At 40.5% G+C, this 18,787-nt stretch carries 17 protein-coding genes; 12 read left to right on the forward strand and 5 right to left on the reverse strand.

Annotation, left to right across the window (positions count from 1 at the left end):
* The first annotated feature begins 383 nt into the window (after nucleotides 1-383).
* From urtA to RMZ95_RS30100, 6 genes are all read left to right on the forward strand, one after another.
* Nucleotides 384-1,700 (forward strand): urea ABC transporter substrate-binding protein, encoded by a 1,317-nt coding sequence (urtA, locus tag RMZ95_RS30075; protein WP_322682852.1) that lies wholly within the window; start codon nucleotides 384-386, stop codon nucleotides 1,698-1,700.
* An 88-nt stretch (nucleotides 1,701-1,788) separates the two neighbouring features.
* Complete coding sequence (locus RMZ95_RS30080; protein ID WP_322682853.1) at nucleotides 1,789-2,949, forward strand: ABC transporter permease subunit; 1,161 nt, start codon at nucleotides 1,789-1,791, stop codon at nucleotides 2,947-2,949.
* Nucleotides 2,950-2,976: 27 nt separating this feature from the next.
* Nucleotides 2,977-4,095, forward strand: coding sequence for an urea ABC transporter permease subunit UrtC (gene urtC / locus RMZ95_RS30085; protein ID WP_322682854.1), 1,119 nt, complete (start codon nucleotides 2,977-2,979; stop codon nucleotides 4,093-4,095).
* On the forward strand, nucleotides 4,070-4,816 hold the full coding sequence (urtD, locus tag RMZ95_RS30090) for an urea ABC transporter ATP-binding protein UrtD (RefSeq protein WP_322682855.1): 747 nt from the start codon (nucleotides 4,070-4,072) through the stop codon (nucleotides 4,814-4,816). Before urtC ends, urtD begins: the two co-directional genes overlap by 26 nt.
* A gap of 108 nt (nucleotides 4,817-4,924) precedes the next feature.
* Nucleotides 4,925-5,206 carry a hypothetical protein gene (locus RMZ95_RS30095; RefSeq protein WP_322675043.1) on the forward strand — a complete coding sequence of 94 codons (282 nt, stop codon included), beginning with the start codon at nucleotides 4,925-4,927 and terminating at the stop codon, nucleotides 5,204-5,206.
* Between the two features lie 17 nt (nucleotides 5,207-5,223).
* Nucleotides 5,224-5,628, forward strand: a complete 405-nt coding sequence (locus RMZ95_RS30100; protein ID WP_322682856.1) for a type II toxin-antitoxin system VapC family toxin — start codon at nucleotides 5,224-5,226, stop codon at nucleotides 5,626-5,628.
* A gap of 205 nt (nucleotides 5,629-5,833) precedes the next feature.
* Here the strand turns inward: RMZ95_RS30100 and tnpC are convergent, their stop codons facing one another.
* Together tnpC and RMZ95_RS30110 are read right to left on the reverse strand one after the other, a co-directional pair.
* Nucleotides 5,834-7,264, reverse strand: coding sequence for an IS66 family transposase (gene tnpC / locus RMZ95_RS30105; RefSeq protein WP_322682857.1), 1,431 nt, complete (start codon nucleotides 7,262-7,264; stop codon nucleotides 5,834-5,836).
* A 79-nt stretch (nucleotides 7,265-7,343) separates the two neighbouring features.
* Nucleotides 7,344-7,739, reverse strand: a complete 396-nt coding sequence (locus RMZ95_RS30110) for a hypothetical protein (protein ID WP_322682858.1) — start codon at nucleotides 7,737-7,739, stop codon at nucleotides 7,344-7,346.
* Nucleotides 7,740-7,834: 95 nt separating this feature from the next.
* Between RMZ95_RS30110 and RMZ95_RS30115 the strand changes: the two genes are divergently transcribed.
* Nucleotides 7,835-8,170, forward strand: coding sequence for a hypothetical protein (locus tag RMZ95_RS30115; RefSeq protein ID WP_322682859.1), 336 nt, complete (start codon nucleotides 7,835-7,837; stop codon nucleotides 8,168-8,170).
* Nucleotides 8,171-8,515: 345 nt separating this feature from the next.
* Here the strand turns inward: RMZ95_RS30115 and RMZ95_RS30120 are convergent, their stop codons facing one another.
* Entirely contained in the window at nucleotides 8,516-8,698 is a 183-nt protein-coding gene (locus RMZ95_RS30120) for a CsbD family protein (protein ID WP_322675039.1), read from the reverse strand.
* A gap of 581 nt (nucleotides 8,699-9,279) precedes the next feature.
* Between RMZ95_RS30120 and RMZ95_RS30125 the strand changes: the two genes are divergently transcribed.
* The 5 genes from RMZ95_RS30125 to RMZ95_RS30145 all read left to right on the forward strand — a co-directional run bounded on the left by RMZ95_RS30125 (nucleotide 9,280) and on the right by RMZ95_RS30145 (nucleotide 14,685).
* Nucleotides 9,280-10,167, forward strand: a complete 888-nt coding sequence (locus RMZ95_RS30125) for a TIGR02587 family membrane protein (RefSeq protein ID WP_322675038.1) — start codon at nucleotides 9,280-9,282, stop codon at nucleotides 10,165-10,167.
* Nucleotides 10,164-10,559 (forward strand): TIGR02588 family protein, encoded by a 396-nt coding sequence (locus tag RMZ95_RS30130; protein ID WP_322682860.1) that lies wholly within the window; start codon nucleotides 10,164-10,166, stop codon nucleotides 10,557-10,559. The genes RMZ95_RS30125 and RMZ95_RS30130 overlap by 4 nt, the downstream gene beginning before the upstream one ends.
* Before the next feature lie 479 nt (nucleotides 10,560-11,038).
* Entirely contained in the window at nucleotides 11,039-11,833 is a 795-nt protein-coding gene (locus tag RMZ95_RS30135) for a hypothetical protein (RefSeq protein ID WP_322682861.1), read from the forward strand.
* Nucleotides 11,834-12,235: 402 nt separating this feature from the next.
* A complete protein-coding gene (locus RMZ95_RS30140; protein WP_322682862.1) occupies nucleotides 12,236-13,456 on the forward strand; it encodes an MFS transporter in 1,221 nt (406 codons plus the stop codon).
* A 251-nt stretch (nucleotides 13,457-13,707) separates the two neighbouring features.
* Nucleotides 13,708-14,685, forward strand: a complete 978-nt coding sequence (locus RMZ95_RS30145; protein WP_322682863.1) for a hypothetical protein — start codon at nucleotides 13,708-13,710, stop codon at nucleotides 14,683-14,685.
* Nucleotides 14,686-14,750: 65 nt separating this feature from the next.
* Here RMZ95_RS30145 and RMZ95_RS30150 read toward each other — a convergent pair whose 3' ends face one another.
* Both RMZ95_RS30150 and RMZ95_RS30155 read right to left on the reverse strand, forming a co-directional pair.
* Nucleotides 14,751-16,802 (reverse strand): bluetail domain-containing putative surface protein, encoded by a 2,052-nt coding sequence (locus tag RMZ95_RS30150; RefSeq protein WP_409884144.1) that lies wholly within the window; start codon nucleotides 16,800-16,802, stop codon nucleotides 14,751-14,753.
* 386 nt (nucleotides 16,803-17,188) lie between these two features.
* Nucleotides 17,189-18,634 carry a deoxyribodipyrimidine photo-lyase, 8-HDF type gene (locus RMZ95_RS30155; RefSeq protein ID WP_322682865.1) on the reverse strand — a complete coding sequence of 482 codons (1,446 nt, stop codon included), beginning with the start codon at nucleotides 18,632-18,634 and terminating at the stop codon, nucleotides 17,189-17,191.
* Between the last annotated feature and the right edge of the window lie 153 nt (nucleotides 18,635-18,787).

An 18,787-nucleotide genomic window follows, 5' to 3' on the forward strand; every position in this document is an offset into this window, starting at 1 on the left:
TCGCCTACATTTGTGATGACCCGTAGCCAAAAATGGATAAAGTCGAGCTCAGAGCAAGGATTATTAGGACTAAAGTCCTTACTACAAACTTGAAATTTATTTATGCCTAGATACTTAGCAGTTTTTAACTGTCTAGAATCAAAGACGTTTGTGGAAGAGAAAGCTTTTGTTCTTCCATAACGTGTTACATAGATATGAGAATATTTATAAAGTTAATAAAGCTTAATCTTAAAAAGTTTGTTTTTTATTACAAAAACAAAGATTTTTGTATAAGGCGTCACTTTTTACTAGTAAACTATCGCACTATTATCACACTTTAAAGTTTGATATTGTCAGCTTTCTATTAAGTTGGCTGATTCATCTACAGGAAAATTCATAAAAAGATGAGAAGACAATTTAACCGACGCAAGTTTATAATCTACGGTTCTTTAACTTTTGGTAGCAGCTTTTTTTTGAAAGCTTGCGCGAATAATTCTCCATCTGCTACAGAGAGTCCAGCCGCACCTCCTGCTGCTTCCCCAGCTGCGGCTACTGCTGGTGACACGATCAAAGTAGGTATTTTGCACTCTTTGAGTGGTACGATGTCTATTAGTGAAAAAAGCGTTGTTGATGCTGAAAAATTAGCAATCAAAGAAATTAACGCAGCTGGTGGTGTCTTAGGTAAACAAATTGAAGCAATTACCGAAGATGGCGCTTCTAACTGGGATACTTTTAGAGAAAAAGCAACTAAGCTAATCGATCAAGATAAAGTCGCTGTAGTTTTTGGTTGTTGGACTTCTGCTAGCCGCAAGAACGTTAAGCCAGTATTCGAGAGCAAAAATCACATGCTCTGGTATCCCGTGCAATACGAAGGTCAAGAGTGTTCTAAAAATATTTTCTACACTGGCGCTGCACCAAATCAACAAATTGAACCATCTGTTGATTGGCTGTTAAAAAATAAGGGCAAAGAATTCTTCTTAGTTGGCTCTGACTACGTTTTTCCCCGGACAGCTAATACCATCATTAAAGCTCAACTGGAAGCTTTAGGCGGAAAAACAGTTGGTGAAGATTATTTACCTCTTGGTAATACAGAAGTTACACCAATTATCACTAAAATCAAGCAAAATTTGCCCAATGGGGGCGTGATTTACAACACCTTAAATGGTGATAGCAATGTTGCTTTCTTCAAACAATTAAAAGGGGCTGGATTGACACCAGATAAATATCCCTCTATGTCTGTAAGTATTGCCGAAGAAGAAGTGAAAGCAATTGGTGTAGAGTATCTCAAAGGTCATTATGCAGCTTGGAACTATTTTCAAACAATAGACACACCTGCTAATAAGAAATTTGTAGCAGCTTTCAAAAAAGAGTACGGTGAAAATCGGGTGACAAATGACCCAATGGAAGCTGCGTATATTGCAGTTTATTTGTGGAAACAAGCAGTCCAAAAAGCTGGTACTACAGATATAGCTAAGGTAAGTACTGCGGCTTATGGTCAAACTTTAGATGCGCCTGAAGGTAAAGTGACAATGGATGCCAATCATCACATATCCAAAATTGTGCGGATTGGTGAAGTTAGACAAGATGGTTTATTTGATATTGTCTATGCTACTCCGACAGCAGTTGAGCCGGTTCCTTGGAATCAATTTGTGAAAGAAACTAAGGGATTTGCTTGTGATTGGAGTGACCCTGCTAAGGGTGGTAAGTTCAAGAAAGTTTAAGTCATTAGTCATTAGTCATTAGTCATTAGTCATTGGTGAATAACAAAGGACGAATGACAAATGACCAATGACAAATAAGGAGAAATAAGTGTTAGCAGGATTCTTAGAAGCTGTATTTAATGGTATTAGTATTGGCGCGGTATTATTAATCGCGGCGTTGGGGCTGGCGATTATATTTGGCTTGATGGGCGTGATTAATATGGCGCATGGTGAATTGATGATGTTTGGTGCTTATACAACATTTGTTGTGCAAAATGTATGTAAGCAATTGGGTGGGGTGTGGTTTGAAGTCTATATATTTTTGGCTTTGATTATTGCATTTATATTCACGGCAGGTGTGGGATTAATTTTAGAAAAAGGTGTGATTCGTTATCTCTATGGCCGCCCATTAGAAACTTTACTAGCAACTTGGGGAGTAAGTTTAATTTTTCAACAGTTTGTCCGCAGTGTGAATTGGGTATTGATAATTGGTATCGGCTTATTTTCTCTGCTGTTTTTTGGAGGTTTATGGATTTTAAATTCTCGCACTGATTTGGGAAGGGTTCGTAACTGGATTGTGGCGGTGATATTTTTATTATCGCTAGGGATGACAATCACAACGGGCAATTTATTGAGTCAAACTTATCAGTTAGCAGTAACTCAACCTTGGTTTGGCGCTCAAAATGTGGATGTAACAGCACCGACTTGGTTACAAGCAGGGATATCTTTAGGTGGTGTGCAATTGCCCTTTGCCAGGTTATTTATTATTGCTTTAACAATAATCTGTGTGGCAGGAATTTACTTATTTTTACAACGTTCTAGCTGGGGTTTAAGAATTCGGGCGGTGACGCAAAACCGGAGTATGAGTGCTTGTTTGGGTATCCCAACTCAAAAGGTGGACGCGATTACTTTTGCACTGGGTTCTGGTTTAGCTGGTGTGGCGGGATGTGCGATTAGTTTACTTGGTTCTGTGGGGCCAAATACGGGACAAAACTATATTATTGATACTTTTATGGTGGTTGTCGTTGGAGGTGTGGGCAATTTAGCTGGGACGATTGTGGCTGCTTTGGGTATTGGTACGGCTAATTTTTTAATTGGTTCTGGTACTTTGGCTTTATTGTTGACTCCTGTTAAACCTTTGACTGATTTTTTTACTTTTTTTGCAACGACAAGTATGGCGAAGGTGATGGTATTTGCGCTGATTATTGTGTTTTTACAGTGGAAGCCTGGGGGAATTTTTCCGCAGAAGGGACGTACTGTTGATGTTTAAACCGCAGAGACGCAGAGGACGCAGAGAATGAGGAAGAGGGGAGGAGGGTTATTAATTGAGGTGGGGGTGACGATCGCGATCGCACTCTTCCTTATAATTGTTATGCCACTGCTGCTGTCGGAGTTTCGCCTAAATTTGTTGGGGCGATTTCTGTCGTTAGCGATCGCAGCTTTGGGTATCGATTTGATTTGGGGTTATACTGGTTTACTAAGTTTGGGACATGGTATTTTCTTTGGTTTGGGTGGATATGCGATCGCAATGTACCTGAAGCTGCAAGTCCCTACTGGAGAATTGCCTGATTTCATGGGGCTTTATGGGGTTACAGAACTTCCCGCCTTTTGGCAACCTTTTTATTCTTTTCCTTTGACAATAGCTTTGGTGGTATTAATTCCGGGGTTGTTGGCGGGATTGTTGGGATATTTAGTTTTCCGAAATCGCCTCAAGGGAGTTTATTTTTCCATCTTAACTCAAGCCGGAACTATTGTATTTTTCAACTTCTTTAACGGTCAACAACAATTTTTCAACGGCACGAACGGACTGATAGATTTTACAACTTTGTTTGGCGCAACGGTGAGCGATGCCAAGACGCAGTTTATTTTCTACACGCTGACGGTAGTGTTTCTCGCAGCCACCTACGGAATTTGTCGCTGGTTGACAACTGGACGCTTTGGGAGGTTGTTGATAGCGATTCGTGATGATGAAAGTCGGGTAAGATTTTCTGGCTACGACCCTACAGATTTTAAGGTATTGGTGTTTGCAGTTTCCGGTGCGATCGCAGGTATAGCAGGAGCATTTTACACCATTCAAAGTGGTTCTGTATCACCCAGAGCAATGGATATTGCCTTTTCGATTGAAATGGTGATTTGGGTAGCAGTAGGCGGACGCGCTACTTTAATTGGCGCGATTGTCGGAACTTTGTTAGTCAATTATGCCCGCACTTTTTTAAGCGAACAATTTGCTGAAATCTGGCTGTTTTTCCAAGGCGCACTATTTTTGATAGTCGTCACAGTCCTTCCTGACGGTATCGTGGGATGGTTGCGCAGTCAGAATATTTCTCTTTTCCACCGTGGTCAAGAAATTGCTACATATCCCACCTTAGAAGAAGACCCCGAAGTGCAACATGAACGCGAAAATATTGGAAACTGAAAATGTAACTGTTAGCTTTGACGGTTTTAAGGCTTTAAACCAGCTTAACTTTAGTATGGATGTGGGTGAATTACGAGTCGTAATTGGCCCAAATGGTGCGGGAAAGACAACGTTTCTAGATGTGATTACGGGGAAAGTTCAGCCAACCGTGGGGCGAGTTTTATTCAAAGGAAGAAACCTGCGTTCTTTACCTGAATATAAAATTGCCCGATTGGGAATTGGACGCAAGTTTCAAACACCCCGAATTTACTTAAACTTAACGCCTCGTGAAAATTTAGACATTACCAGTCACAAGAAGAAAAATGTCTTTTCTACTTTGTTTGAACGTTCTCATGCTGTTGAAAAGAATAATATTAAAGGATTATTAGAAACCATTGGTTTAACGCCGAAAGCCGATATCAGAGCAGCTTTACTTTCTCATGGAGAAAAGCAACGTTTAGAAATTGGGATGTTAGTAGCACAGTCACCTGATTTATTACTTGTTGATGAACCCGTTGCTGGTTTAACAGATGAAGAAACCTACAACATTGGCGAACTACTTTTAGCACTAGCGCAGAGTCATTCAATTTTAGTAATTGAACATGATATGGAATTTGTGCGTCAAATTGCTAAGAAAGTGACAGTATTACATGAAGGTTCGGTGCTGTGCGAAGGTAATTTTGAAGAAGTGCAAAATGACTCTCGTGTGATTGAAGTATATTTGGGAAAACAGGAAGACTAAATTTTTAGCTCTACAAGGCTTAGATATACTATAGTCACAAGCTTAGTGACCGAGTATTTGTGGAAAAAGCTATAATTGCCCTAGCTTTAGTTGAAATCGTTTATTCTTATGAGCCAACTGCTAACACTGGAATTAAGTGATGATGTCTATGCAGCTTTGCAGCAGCAAGCTGATGCCATCGGGCTTTCGGTAGCAGAATTGATTGTGACATCTCTTGATGGGCAGCATGGTCTTCTGACTGGTGCAAAGCTACAACCAGAAGTTCAGCCAGAAGAAGCACGTCAACGGTTACTTAGTTATGCAGGTGCAATTAGCTTGGGTTATGCCACAGGTATAGATAACGAAAGCATTGATGCTGACTTGGCAAAAGCTTATGCCAATGATTTTTAAACATTGGAATGTAGATAATGCTGCTTGATACGTCAGGATTGCTCTGCTTTCTCCATAAAGATGAGCCACAACATGAAAGGGCAGTTGAACTGATTGCTACTACAAGCAGAAGTCGGCTTACGCACAACTATGTTTTAGCAGAATTAGTGGCTCTAGCATTGGTTCGAGGTTTTTCCCGTTCAATTGTACTCTCATATAGCCTTGAACTAATCAACAATTCAAACGTTCAAATTGTATGGGTTGATGAGCGGCTACATCGAGAAGCAATAGATTTATTGTTAGCAAGACAAGATAAAACCTATTCATTATGTGATGCTGTAAGCTTTGTGTTAATGCGTAGGCAAGGAATTATGGAGGCATTAACAACTGATAAACACTTTGAGCAAGAAGGTTTTACTCGTTTGTTGCAGTCAGCAGGCTAACACTGCGCTGCACCTCTGTATGAAATTTTCATCTCTATATCTTCCATAGAAATTTCTAATGTCTGGCGAACAAATAGAAAATTGTGGACATCCCAATTGTGATAAAAAGCTTGCTTTAGCATAAGTAGAAACACCTTTGAGATTTTAGATTGTTCAATCCAAAATCTCAAATCCAAAATCCAAAATAATATGTAAGGATTCAGGTCTAATATTGAGGAAGTAAAGAAGGGCGGGACACAGAGTTACGAGAATCAGCAATTAGAGCCTGTGCAAAAAAATCAATAACAGACCTACCTTGACGGCGACAACTCTGCACCACTGTCAGCAAATTAGCAGTGTGTTGAAACCGCTCCATCGAGCGAGAACCACCACTAATCTTACGTTTTGTGACAGCCAAACGCAGCGATCGTTCGGCCTGATTATTATCAGGAGGAATTTCAGGATGGTCGAGGAAATACCACCATTGATGAGCTTTATCGCGTAAAGAGCGTAAAAGCTGACCTGCGGTAGCCCCTGCTAAGTCAATCCACTGATTGAGTGAGGAGTGTAACTTGGATTTGAATTGATTGACCCAATCGTTGTAATTGGTGGAGTTAAGAGTCTCAAACCATTGGGCGTAATGTCTAAAAGCTTCATCAATTAAATCAACAAACGCTTTGCCAATAGCTTGGTTGTGAAGACCTGGAAGCTGAATTAATTTTTTGAAGTGACGGCGTAGATGTGCTAAACATTTCTGCTGGGCTACAGCTTGATAGCCATTGTAAACGCTAAAATCATCGCTGCTGAGTATACCTGTATATTTGGCTCCTAAAATTGTTTCTAGTTCGGCTCTAGAACGAGTATCAGCCGCAGTAAACAGGCAGAAATCGGAATTGGCAACTACCCACAACCATTCTTTAACTCCTTTGACTGACCAAGGAGTTTCATCTACATGAACATTAGGTTGGGTCTGTTTTACCCAATTACTTAATTCTATAATGCTGGGTTCAATTGCTAAAGTAATCCGTTCATTAGTGGCGACTAAAGTACCTAGACCAATTTCAATTTGCCCTAGTTCCCAAAGCATTTCTTGCTGTTTTTCATAGGGCATATGTGCATAATTATTTGCCCACCCTAAAAACGCTTGTAAAGAGGTTCCTAAATCTTGTCCTGGGATGATATCTTCTGGCCAAGAGGAAGTTTGTACATTGCCACAACTCTCACACACGCAGGTGTGGCGTTGATACTCCACTATTTCTATGGGACGTTCCACTAATTGCGCTACGACGTGTTTTTCTACTTTTACTGCCACACTTGCAAACGCTTTGTGACCACAACAGATACAATCTGTAGGACGTAAAATTTCAAAACGATCTATTCTGCCAAAACCTTTACGAGTCTTCCCTTGATGTCCTGGCTGTCCCCCTGGTTTTCTTTTGGGATGATTTGATTGGTCTTGGGTCAGTGCTTTTTTGTTTTCGCTCTTTTTGTGAATGTCTCCTGATGGCGGTTTTGATGAAGTCTTACTGTCAATTTTTAAAATTTGTTTGAGCCTTGCTACTTCCTCTTGCAACGCCTTGATGATTTCTACCAACTGTTCCTTTGACAATTGGTTTAGTTCTTCCTCTGCAATGGCTTTTACAGTTTTTTGGCTCATGACAGTGATGCTCTCGCACTCTTGTCTCCTTTGTCAACTAGCTTCTACCTGAATCCTTACAATAATATTATCTCATTTTCTATGCAGTTTTCTCATTTTTATCTGATGCTTGCTCTGCAATATTTTTTAAGCGGCTCGCTCTCATTTTGCGGAGGCGATCGCTATTACGAACACCACCCGCCATTTCATATTCAGCGCTGTCTTTACCGTACTTGATAGCAACCACCATTAACATTTTCTCAGAAAACTGCTTCAAGTTTTTTTCCATATCTTCAACTTCTGTTAAAGTAGAGTCAACTATAGCCAGAGCGCTATTATGAACATCAATTTTATTACGTAACTGTTCGATTGAATCAATCAGTTTTTCTAAAGTATAATCTTCTTCAAATTTAATGCTTGGAATAATCGATTTCATTCCAGATGCTCTTAATTCAGCTTTTTCTAAAACGCGGGATGTACGTTTTTGACGAGACATAAATTTTCTCTTTTAAGATACTTCTAGAACTAGCTTGCCTTAATTAAACCCGATTCTGGTTCAGCATAAATCGCAAATTGCGATCGCAAAATTTTTTGCTTATACCAGTAATATCCCGGTATATAATTACTCATATACGAGGGCAAGAGGTAGAAAACACGAGAGTAGTCGCTACAGACTTGAGAGTAGTCGATACAGGCTTGAGAGTAGTCGCTACAGACTTGAGAGTAGTCGCTACAGACTTGAGAGTAGTCGCTACAGACTTGGGAGTAGTCGCTACAGACTTGGGAGTAGTCGCTACAGACTTGAGAGTAGTCGCTACAGGCTTGGGAGTCGTCGCTACAGACTTGGGAGTAGTCGCTACAGGCTTGAGAGTAGTCGCTACAGGCTTGAGAGTAGTCGCTACAGACTTGAGAGTATTTGATTTTTGAAAAAAACTCAGTACACTACACTTCTTGGCATTTGTCGGGAAAAGGGGAAGGAGAAAGGGGGAAAGGTTTGTTATTTTCCCTTTCCCCTTTAACCTTTACCCTTTTCCCCTCTCTTGCAAAAAGCACTTTTGCAAGAGGTCTACTTTTATTCCTTCTTCCCTGTTCCCTGTTCCCTATTACCTATTCCCTGCCTACGCAAATAATTTCAGGAATCAAAATGGATTCCTATACTTTCAGATTTAACGCCATAAAAAACCCCACTAACTTATAGAAAGTGGAGCAATCAAGTTACAAATTTAGGAGTTACTCATCGTTAAAATCGCTATTTGTACTAGACTAGCGAAATTATTCTAAAACTTTTTTCAGTTCGTCTTTAATATTTTCTACGGTGTGACCAATTTGGGCTTCAGCTTGCTTTGCTTGTCCTTCAGTTTTATCTTGTGGATTACCTGTGACTTCACCCACAATCTCTTGAATTTTTCCTTCAATATTTTTTACAGTCGCTTCTATTCTCTTTTCGACACTCATGGTTTTTATCTCCAGCTTGTAGTTGATTCAGAGAACTCGCAAGATAACAGGATTTACGCAACTGGGATATTATTTTCAGTTCGTAGTGTACCCCTCCGGGGAAGCAAGCTACGCGCAGCGTCTCGTTGGCGTAGCCTCTCGCACAGAAGAGAGGACTTTAGTCCTCAATATAAGGGCTAGAGCCGCTTACTACAAACTACAAATCCGATTTTTTTGTGACACTTGCGTAAGTCATAGATAAATTACTACTACTTGCAAAGTGGGACGAAAAGCCCGCCCATTTCACGGAACGGGTAAGACGCTCACCCTACAAGTAATAAAATATTGCTTATCTTATTACTTGTAAGTCCCTAAAGCTATTACATAATCTAACAGTTATGTATTGTTTTTTACTTCCATCAACCGAGATAATATTTTGGTAAATTATATTATCTTAAGATAGATGCCGATCGGTACTGTAGCAGATATTACAAAACATGAAAATCTGATAAATAAAATTTATATATATTAAACAAATAACTTTTTCGCCAATAAATGAACTATAAATTAAAACAAAATTTAAATAAAAGGAAAATAAAGGAGTGCCAACGAAAAGTCAAAAAAATATCTGGAAGAATGAGATTAATGACATCATTCGAGGTGCTTGTGGAGGTTTTTTGTTTGGCATACCCTTGCTGTACACAATGGAGGTTTGGTGGATTGGATCGCTGGCGAAAGCACAATTTATCATGACGGCGATCGCATTGATGTTTATTGTGGTTTACTTGCTCAATTATACAGAAGGCTTTCGGAAACGCAGATATACAGGCCTTGCTCATCAAGCCGCAATCGATACCATCGAAGCGATCGCGATCGGCATAGCTTGTTCTACCTTTGTGCTGTTACTATTGCGAGAATTGGCACCAGAAACCTCCCTAAAGGAATCTTTAGGTAAAATTATCTTTGAAAGTGTGCCCTTCGCTCTCGGTGTAGCATTAGCGAATCAGTTTTTGGGAGAGACTGAAAACACTAATGGAAAAGGACAAGGAAGCGATCGCGAAAATAACACAACCAAGAACAAAGGTGATGAGTTACACGCCACTTTTGTGGATGTGGGTGGAACCTTGATTGGTGCAACCATAATTGCATTTAACATCGCTCCCACAGATGAAATTCCTATGCTTGCAGCCGCAACTTCTCCACCTTGGGAGTTGGCAATGATCGCCGCATCTTTGCTGATTTCTTATGGCATTGTATTTCAGGCAGGTTTTTCTAACCAGCAAAAACGTAAAGAGCAAAAGGGAATTTTTCAACGACCATCGAGCGAAACTATTATGTCCTACTTAGTATCATTGCTAGCAGGCGCTTTTATGCTGTGGTTCTTTCAAAAATTAACTTTTAGCGACCCCTGGACAATGTGGTTAGATCACACATTGATACTGGGTTTACCCGCAACCATTGGTGGTGCAGCCGGAAGGTTAGCAATATGACTAAAACAGAACAACCAAAGCGCTCAATAGCTGAGTGGATAACATTCAGCATCGCCTCATTCATCCTAGCAACGATTGTGATTCTAGTAGGCTACACTTGGCTGAACGAAAAAAATCAACCTCCCGTCCTTTCTGTCACTAAAAAACAAACAATTCGAGAAGTTAATGGCCAGTTTTATGTTCCTTTTGAAGTTGTAAATAGTGGAGGAGATACAGCTGAGTCAGTTCAGATTATGGCTGAGTTAATGATTGACGGCAAAGTTACAGAAACAGGAGAGCAACAAATCGACTTTTTATCTAGTGGGGAAAGCGAAGAAGGCGCATTTATATTCAGCCATAACCCGCGCCAAGGTCAGTTAAATCTACGTGTTGGTAGCTATAAATTACCATAAGGTACTGACATATAATTTTAAGAAATAGGTAATCGTATTTTTTTCTCTCGCCAGAGATATAAAATCGGATTAACTATTTTTAAGTATATTTCATCAGAAATTTATAATTGCGATCGTTGTAATATGGGACTATTACGACGATCGAATACATTTGATCTACAAAACTATAAAGGTATATTTTATATCTATCGTTGCTGGTACTCCCCTAACGATAACTTTTTGCTAGGTAGTAGTGACGAGTATATTTTTACTCGTGGAGGCAATAATAATATCTCTACTAATCTGGAAATAACCTGATTGATGCTGGAGAAGACAATAACAAGTTGGTTAGTAATGGCGGTAATGAAACATTTAAGCTCAGTCGGTGCGATCGCAGCAGTTGCTTTCACTCTCTCGATCTGAGCAAAGCATTGTCTGAACGTGAATATTTAATTGTTGCATTTGATGATATTATCTTAAAAAATTAAGGAGAAAACTTTGTGGAAGTTACGATAAATAAATTATTTAAGTTATCTGTAAAATATTTTTCAGCGATCGCAGCTATAATAACGGTTCTCCCATTACCAGTTAAAGCCGCTACATTTTTAGTAACTGACCGCGCTGGTTTAGGAGGCAATGATAAAGTTAATTGGGAAAGTTTAGGTAAAGTCTTTAATCCTTCTGCCCCTGATTTTTCGGCTTTTCTACCTAACTCTTTTTCAGCAACATCGCAACGTGGTTTAGGCTTGAATCTAAATATAACTCCAACTAATAAGCCTCAAATTACTCCACCATTTGTTTTTCAAACTTTACCTCCACCTGGCATTCGGAGTAACTTCGCTCTAGGTGATTTTATTCTCTTCGGAGGTATAGACCCAACAGGTTTTATTCCTCTTCCTCCCGGTACTCCCGATCCTGGTACTCAGGGAAACGGCGGCCCTTTTTCGATTAGTTTTGCCCAGCCAGTTTTTGGCGCTGGAACTCAGATAGCTGTAGACACTAGTAAATTGAAAATTGAAAATTCGATCGCCGCTTTTGATAAAGCTAATAACCTATTGGGTACTTTCTCAGTTCCAAATATTTCGTCTTTAGCATTAGATAATTCGGCAGTATTCTTGGGGATTCGTAGTGATACTCCAAACATCTCACGGCTTGTTTTTAGCAGTTCTGCTCCACAATACGGCTTGGCTATTAATCAGGTAAGTATTCTTGCAACTCCCGAACCAACTTATACCTTAGCGATATTAGCTTTTGGTATTTCAGGTGGTGTTTTGAAACGACGTAAAAGTTCTTGACACTCGCACTGCATTGAAATAGTTTTCATTTAATAAGTTAGACATAAGTTAGAGATTTCGGACATACTCTAACTTATGTAAGTAACGTAAGTTTCAGATAATTATTGTCTTTAACCAAGTTCAACTCAATGTTATACAAAGAATTAGAAAATATCATAGACGCTAAGATACAAAAAGCCATACGGAAGCACGAAATTATTGTTGCTTTAATTAGTAGTATTATTGGCTTGATTTTTATTATGGGTTTGTTCCATGCTATTTTGCTCAATCACACTGAAATTCATACACTTTGCTTGTACTGATTACTGGTTGTATTCAATAGGTCTTTACGATCGAGCATTCCCTGCTGTGCAGAAAGCTAATTCAAGTTACACATCTTTTTTATAAAATGGCATTGCCCAGATGGAGAGTAAAAATAATCGCAGGGCTATATTCGTCTTATTTTTGACTGTATTTATAGACTTGCTCGGCTTCGGAATTATTCTGCCGATACTGCCTTTGTATGCCGAACAATTTGGTGCAAAACCTAATGAAGCGACTTTACTTGTAGCTATTTATTCTTTAATGCAGTTCTTATTTGCACCATTATGGGGCAGATTTAGCGATCGCTACGGTCGCCGTCCGATTTTATTACTGACTTTATTCGGTTCGGTAATTGCATACGCAGGTTTAGGTTTTGCCAACTCCTTATGGATTTTGTTTATTGCTCGTAGTCTAGCCGGGATTATGTCAGGGAATATTGCCACTGCTCAGGCGTACATAGCAGATATTACCACGCCAACTAATCGAGCTCGTGGCATGGGTGTAATCGGCGCAGCTTTTGGTCTTGGCTTCATTCTCGGCCCAGCGATTGGAGGTCTTCTAATCGGGTCAGATCCGAACAACGCTAACTTTCATCTACCGTCATTGTTTGCAGCCGGATTATCTTTATTGGCATTTGTTTGTGCTTTAATATTACTTCCAGAATCTCTAAATTCTGAGACTAAAGCCAAAATCCAACTTCATCGCCACCGTCAGCAATCCCTAAACTTGTTACAGTTGTCACAGCGATCGCAGTTTTGTGTACTTGTTGGCATCTACTTTTTAGTTACCTTTGCTGTTGCAGCTATGGACTCTACATTGGCTTTATGGTCTAAGCAGCAATTAAATTGGGGGCCTCAACAAGCTAGTTATCTTTTTGCCTTCATGGGGATTGTCAGCACAATCATTCAAGGAGGACTAATCGGATTTATCAAGAAACAATTAGGTGAAATAAAGTTACTTATCTTGGGGATATTAGGATTAGGTTTAGGATTACTGTTAATTGGATTCTCGCAAAGCTTAATTTTATTATTAGTCGCCGCCACACTTGTGGCATGGGGAATTAGTGTTAGTCAACCAATATTGAACAGCTTGATTTCCCAGATGACAGCCCCAGAAGAACAAGGACAAATATTAGGAATTGCCAGTTCTTGCTCTGCATTGGCACGCATCGCTGGGCCAACATGGGCAGGGGCGAGTTTTATGAAATTTGGAAGTTCTGCTCCTTTTTTGAGTGGATTTTTAGTAATGCTAGTAGCTTTAACTCTTAGTTTTCGAGTAACAAAAAGTGCATCTGAATCAAAAACAGAACGTATCGCCTGACAATCTTGATTTCAAAGTTTAACAATTTTTTGAAACAGCCTTGTATTAACGTGAGTTCGATGAACCTCTCCCTCCCAGCCTCCCTCTCCCACGGGGAAAGGGAGGAGCAACGAGAAATTAGGGTTTTGGCTCCCCTCTCCGTGTCGGAGAGGGGTTGGGGGAGAGGTCAAAAAAGGGCTTGTCGAACTCACGTTGTATTAAAAATTTTTAATCTAAAATCTAAAATCTAAAATCTAAAATCTAAAATTACTATGACTGGTCGCCGAGTATTATTTTTAGGTATCTTTGTAAGCATCCTCCTCACCTACGGAATTTGGATCGGTGGGAGCATTCCTGCAAGCATTATCAAACTTCCTGACCAAGGATTAAACTGGTACTACTGGAAACTTCCCCAACCAACCTTTTGGAGTCGAGCAACGGCTTGGGGTATGTACATTGGGCATCAGTTTAGCATCTGGGCGTGTATCTTGTGGGCGCAGCGATCGCAGTTGAAATACAAATCAGCGTTGCATCCGATAAATTACCTCATGCTTGCCATCAATGGTGGATTTATCGCTTTACACTTTCTCCAAACATATATTTGGTACGATGCTCTAGCTCAAGATACTTCAATTTGGGCTTCTCAAGGTGCAGTTGTACTTTTACTAGTCTTCGTACTGATTTTAGAAACACCTCGACGCGGTTTATTTTTTGGCAATTCTGTTCCCTTCCATCAACAGTTTTTGCAAATTATCAAACTGTACCACGGCTATTTTTTCTCCTTTGCCGCTATCTACACCTTTTGGTATCACCCAATGGAAGCGACTTTGGGGCACTTAATTGGTTTTCTCTATATGTTCTTGCTTCTGCTCCAATCTTCCTTGATTTTTAACCGCACCCATGTAAACCGTTGGTGGACATTTACTTTGGAGGTTTCAGTGCTTTTACATAGTGTAATCGTGTCATTAATACTAGGACAAAGCAAGTGGCCCACATTTCTCTTTGGTTTTTTTGGTATTCTCGTGCTTACTCAGCTTCACGGTTTACCTGTGGGTATCTGGGCTAAACGTACTATCTACGGAGCCTTTTTAGTGAGTGTCCTGGCCGTTTATGCACTGACTGAACGCGGCTTGGGCAGAATTTACGAAGTAACCTACATTCCTCTGATTGAGTTTGGATTAGTTGGTGCAATTTACTTAATCTTCCTACTCATCTTATGGACAATTTCTCGTTTACCAGTCAAGACGTAAGTAATATATCGCTACGGACTTGTGTTCTGCACCAACGAACTCTAGTTTTGGTCAGCAGCATGAAGTTAGACAACTGCTAAATTATTCAAGCTGCCTTTGTAGCCACTAATCTCAATCACAGCATCCGTGAGGGCAGAGAATCCATTAGTGTTATCGTTGAGTGCCAGAAAAGTCTGCCCCTTATTGCCTGTACCAAGGGTAAAAGTTGCTGCACCTTTAGCTACAAAAGCAGTTGCAGTCAATATCTGTTGTACATCAAAAAGATTTAGACTCGCTACTTTGCCAAGTTGAACTAAATTAGCAGCGCTAACTGCATACAGCCCATCAATTTTATCTTGAGAAATGTTCAAGTCAGTTATTTTATCAAAACTAGACAGCAGCGAATCACTCAGACTACTGAACACAAATTTATCAGCGCTACAACCGCCTGTGAGGGTATCCCGCCCAGCGCCACCATTGAGGATGTCATTACCATTACCACCAACTAGTTTGTCATTTCCGGCTAATCCAAAGAGTTTATCGTTGCCGTTTTTGCCGGAAATTTGATCATTACCAGCCCCACCACTGAGTTCATCTGCACCGTTACCACCTTCTAAAGTAATCTTTGGCACATTTCCCTCTGTGGTGGTTTTGCTGGTTAATTGACCATTGGTATTATACAGATAAATGGCAACTGCATCAGTAATGCCATCCCTATTGTTGTCAATATCTGCGGAAATTAGTTTGCCATTGCGATCGTAGTTGAAAGTGGTAATCTGATCAGGGATGCCATCACTGTTGTTGTCAGCTACCTGTGCAGCGAGTTTGCCGTTAGCGTCGTAACTATAAGCGATGACTTGATCAAAGATGCCATCATCATTATTGTCAATTTTTTGTGATTTCAGGTTGTCGTTCAAATCGTAGCTGTAGATGCCAACTGCATCAATTACATCATCATTGTTGAAGTCATAGCTAGCGGATGCGCGTCCATAAGTAGAGGTTTCGACAGAATCAACTTTGCCGTCGCCGTTCAAGTCATAGCTGGTGGATGTCCGGTTGCCCTTGGCATCATAAGTAGAGGTTTCGACTCTATCAACTTTGCCGTCGTTGTTGTTGTCATTGCTCGTGGATGTCCGGTTGCCTTTGGCATCATAAGTAGAGGTTTGGACATAATCAACTTTGCCGTCGTTGTTGTTGTCAATGCTAAAGGATGTCCGGTTGCCCTTGGCATCATAAGTAAAGGTTTCGACATAATCAAGTTTGCCGTCGCCGTTGTCGTCAGTGCTAAAGGATGTTTGGTTGCCCTTGGCATCATAAGTAGAGGTTTCGACATAATCAACTTTGCCGTCGTTGTCGTTGTCAATGCTAAAGGATGTCCGGTTGCCCTTGGCATCATAAGTAGAGGTTTCGACTCTATCAACTTTGCCGTCGTTGTTGTTGTCAATGCTAAAGGATGTCCGGTTGCCCTTGGCGTCATAAGTAGAGGTTTGGAGAGAATCAACTTTGCCGTCGCCGTTGTCGTCATAGCTAAAGGATGTTTGGTTGCCTTTGGCATCATAAGTAGAGGTTTGGAGAGAATCAACTTTGCCGTCGCCGTTTTTGTCATAGCTAAAGGATGTCAACTTGCCGTTGGCATCATAAGTAAAGGTTTCGACTCTATCAACTTTGCCGTCGCCTTTGTCGTCATAGCTGGTGGATGTCCGGTTACCCTTGGCATCATAAGTAGAGGTTTCGACTCTATCAACTTTGCCGTCGCCGTTGTAGTCATAGCTGGTGGATGTTTGGTTGCCCTTGGCATCATAAGTAGAGGTTTGGAGAGAATCAAGTTTGCCGTCGGCGTTTTTGTCATAGCTGGTGGATGTTTGGTTGCCCTTGGCATCATAAGTAGAGGTTTGGACATCATCAACTTTGCCATCGCCGTTCAAGTCATCGCTGGTGGATGTCCGGTTGCCCTTGGCATCATAAGTAGAAGTTTGGACATAATCAGGTATGCCGTCGCCGTTTTTGTCATAGCTAAAGGATGTCAGGTCATAGCGGTAGGTAATAACTGAGTCTATTATCCCATCACTGTTGTTGTCTGTCCTCTCAGATATCACTTTGCCATCGACATCGTAAGTGTAAGTTGTGGTTGAGGTCATAAATTGGTGTTCCTTATCTGTTTGATTCCAGTTGTTTTACTACTGCATTTATTATCTCATTTGTCAATGCGTAAGAGAGATGTAGCACTGCTACGTTTCTCGTCAATAAGTAGTCGGACAAAAATATTTACAGTCATTGCGATCGCTCGCGATGATATTGTGTAATTAATTCTGTCTGACTACTTATTTAGATGCGATCGCCCTATAGCAAAATTCTTATTATGATACGGCGTTGCTGATTAGATGTATGAATTTTGGTGTAGAGACGTTGCAATGCAAGGTCTCTACAAGGGTTTTGAAATCACGCAAAATCATTTTAATATCTTAATTCAGCAACGCCTATGATACAATATAAACTCTAAACTAACATTAAAAAATTCACAATTTTACTCACCACTACTAATATTTTTTTGTTGTTGATAACGCTGTTTAAACTGCTGTTGCTGTATTTTATGATCCACAATTGGGTCAGGATAGCCAACAGCATGACGTTCTAAAGATGGAATTTTACCAGTAACTAAATATTCTGTATCTACAGACCGCAATTCTGATACCCATTGCCGAATATATTCCCCCTCTGGATCAAATTTTTGTGTTTGACTGGCTGGGTTGAAAATCCGCACAGGTTTAGGGTCCATGCCGCTAGAAGCACTCCATTGCCAACCGCCATTATTAGCAGATAAATCACCATCAATTAGGTGCTGCATAAAATATTTTTCTCCCAATTGGGGATTAATTAGCAAATCTTTAGTGAGAAAACTAGCGACAATCATCCGACAGCGGTTATGCATCCAGCCGCTTTCATTCATCTGGCGCATTGCTGCATCCACAATGGGATAGCCAGTTCTCCCCTCACACCAAGCTTGGAAGTGTTCTTCGTTAGTTTGCCAAGGAAAGTTTTTAAAAGTGTCGCGGAAAGCACCATCAGCTAATTCGGGGAAGTTATACATTGCATGTTGATAAAATTCCCGCCAAGCTAATTCTTGTTGCCATGTGCGGATATTAACTGCTGTTTCCTCACTGCGACTATTTTCTTGCGCTTCTATCGTGGCTTGCCAAACGGTGCGAATGCCAATTACGCCAAATTTTAAAGCTGCACTCAGTTGTGATGTTCCGTCAACTGCGGGAAAATTGCGCTGTTCTTGATATTGAGTAATCGCTTTATTAGTAAATTCTTCTAATCGTTCTTGTGCCGCCGCTTCTCCTGGTGAAATAATTAATTGTTCATCCCAAATAAATCCTAAATCTTTTGCTGAAGGTAGTGCGATCGCTCCTGCAACTTTGGCAATTTCCTGTTCGGCTTCCGTTAATCCCTCAACATTTTGCAGTGTTTCTACTGGTTGACTCTTTGGTTTGGCAATCCAATTTTTCCAGAAGGGTGTGTAAACCGTGTAAGGATTGTTACTACCTGTGCGTAACTCCTCTGGAGAGTTGAGGATTTGATCCCAGTTTTGGTTAAGAAACTCAATACCTTTTTCTTTGAGGGCATTTATAATGGTGCGATCGCGTTTTTGTGAATAAGGTTCTACATCCCAATTCCAAAAAACAGCTTTAGCATTTATTGCTTCGGCTAAAGTTGGTATCGCTTGTACAGGATCGGCGTGGAGGATTAACAACTGGCTACCAACTTGAGCATATCGCTCTTGGAGTTTCTGCAAACAACCAATCATATAAGTTACTCTCACAGGAGCAACATCATCCCGTTCCAGAAGATTCGGATCGAGGCAAAACACGCCCACCACCTTCGGACTTTGCCGTTTTGCCGCAGCCAGTCCCGTATTGTCAGAAATGCGTAAATCGCGCCGATGCCAAAACAGAATTAAGTCAGACATTCCATGCTGGATATAGTTCACCCGTACTAGCTTAGATGCTAGTGGTACCAATAAGCATCATTCTGGCGATAAATTTATTCTTTTAATGGGCATTGGGCATCGGGCATTGGGTATTGGGCATTGGGCATTGGTTATTTTTGTTGTCCCTCTAAA

Origin of the sequence: Nostoc sp. DedQUE07 (genome assembly GCF_034530975.2) — a bacterium.
In the GTDB taxonomy this organism is placed as follows: domain Bacteria; phylum Cyanobacteriota; class Cyanobacteriia; order Cyanobacteriales; family Nostocaceae; genus Nostoc.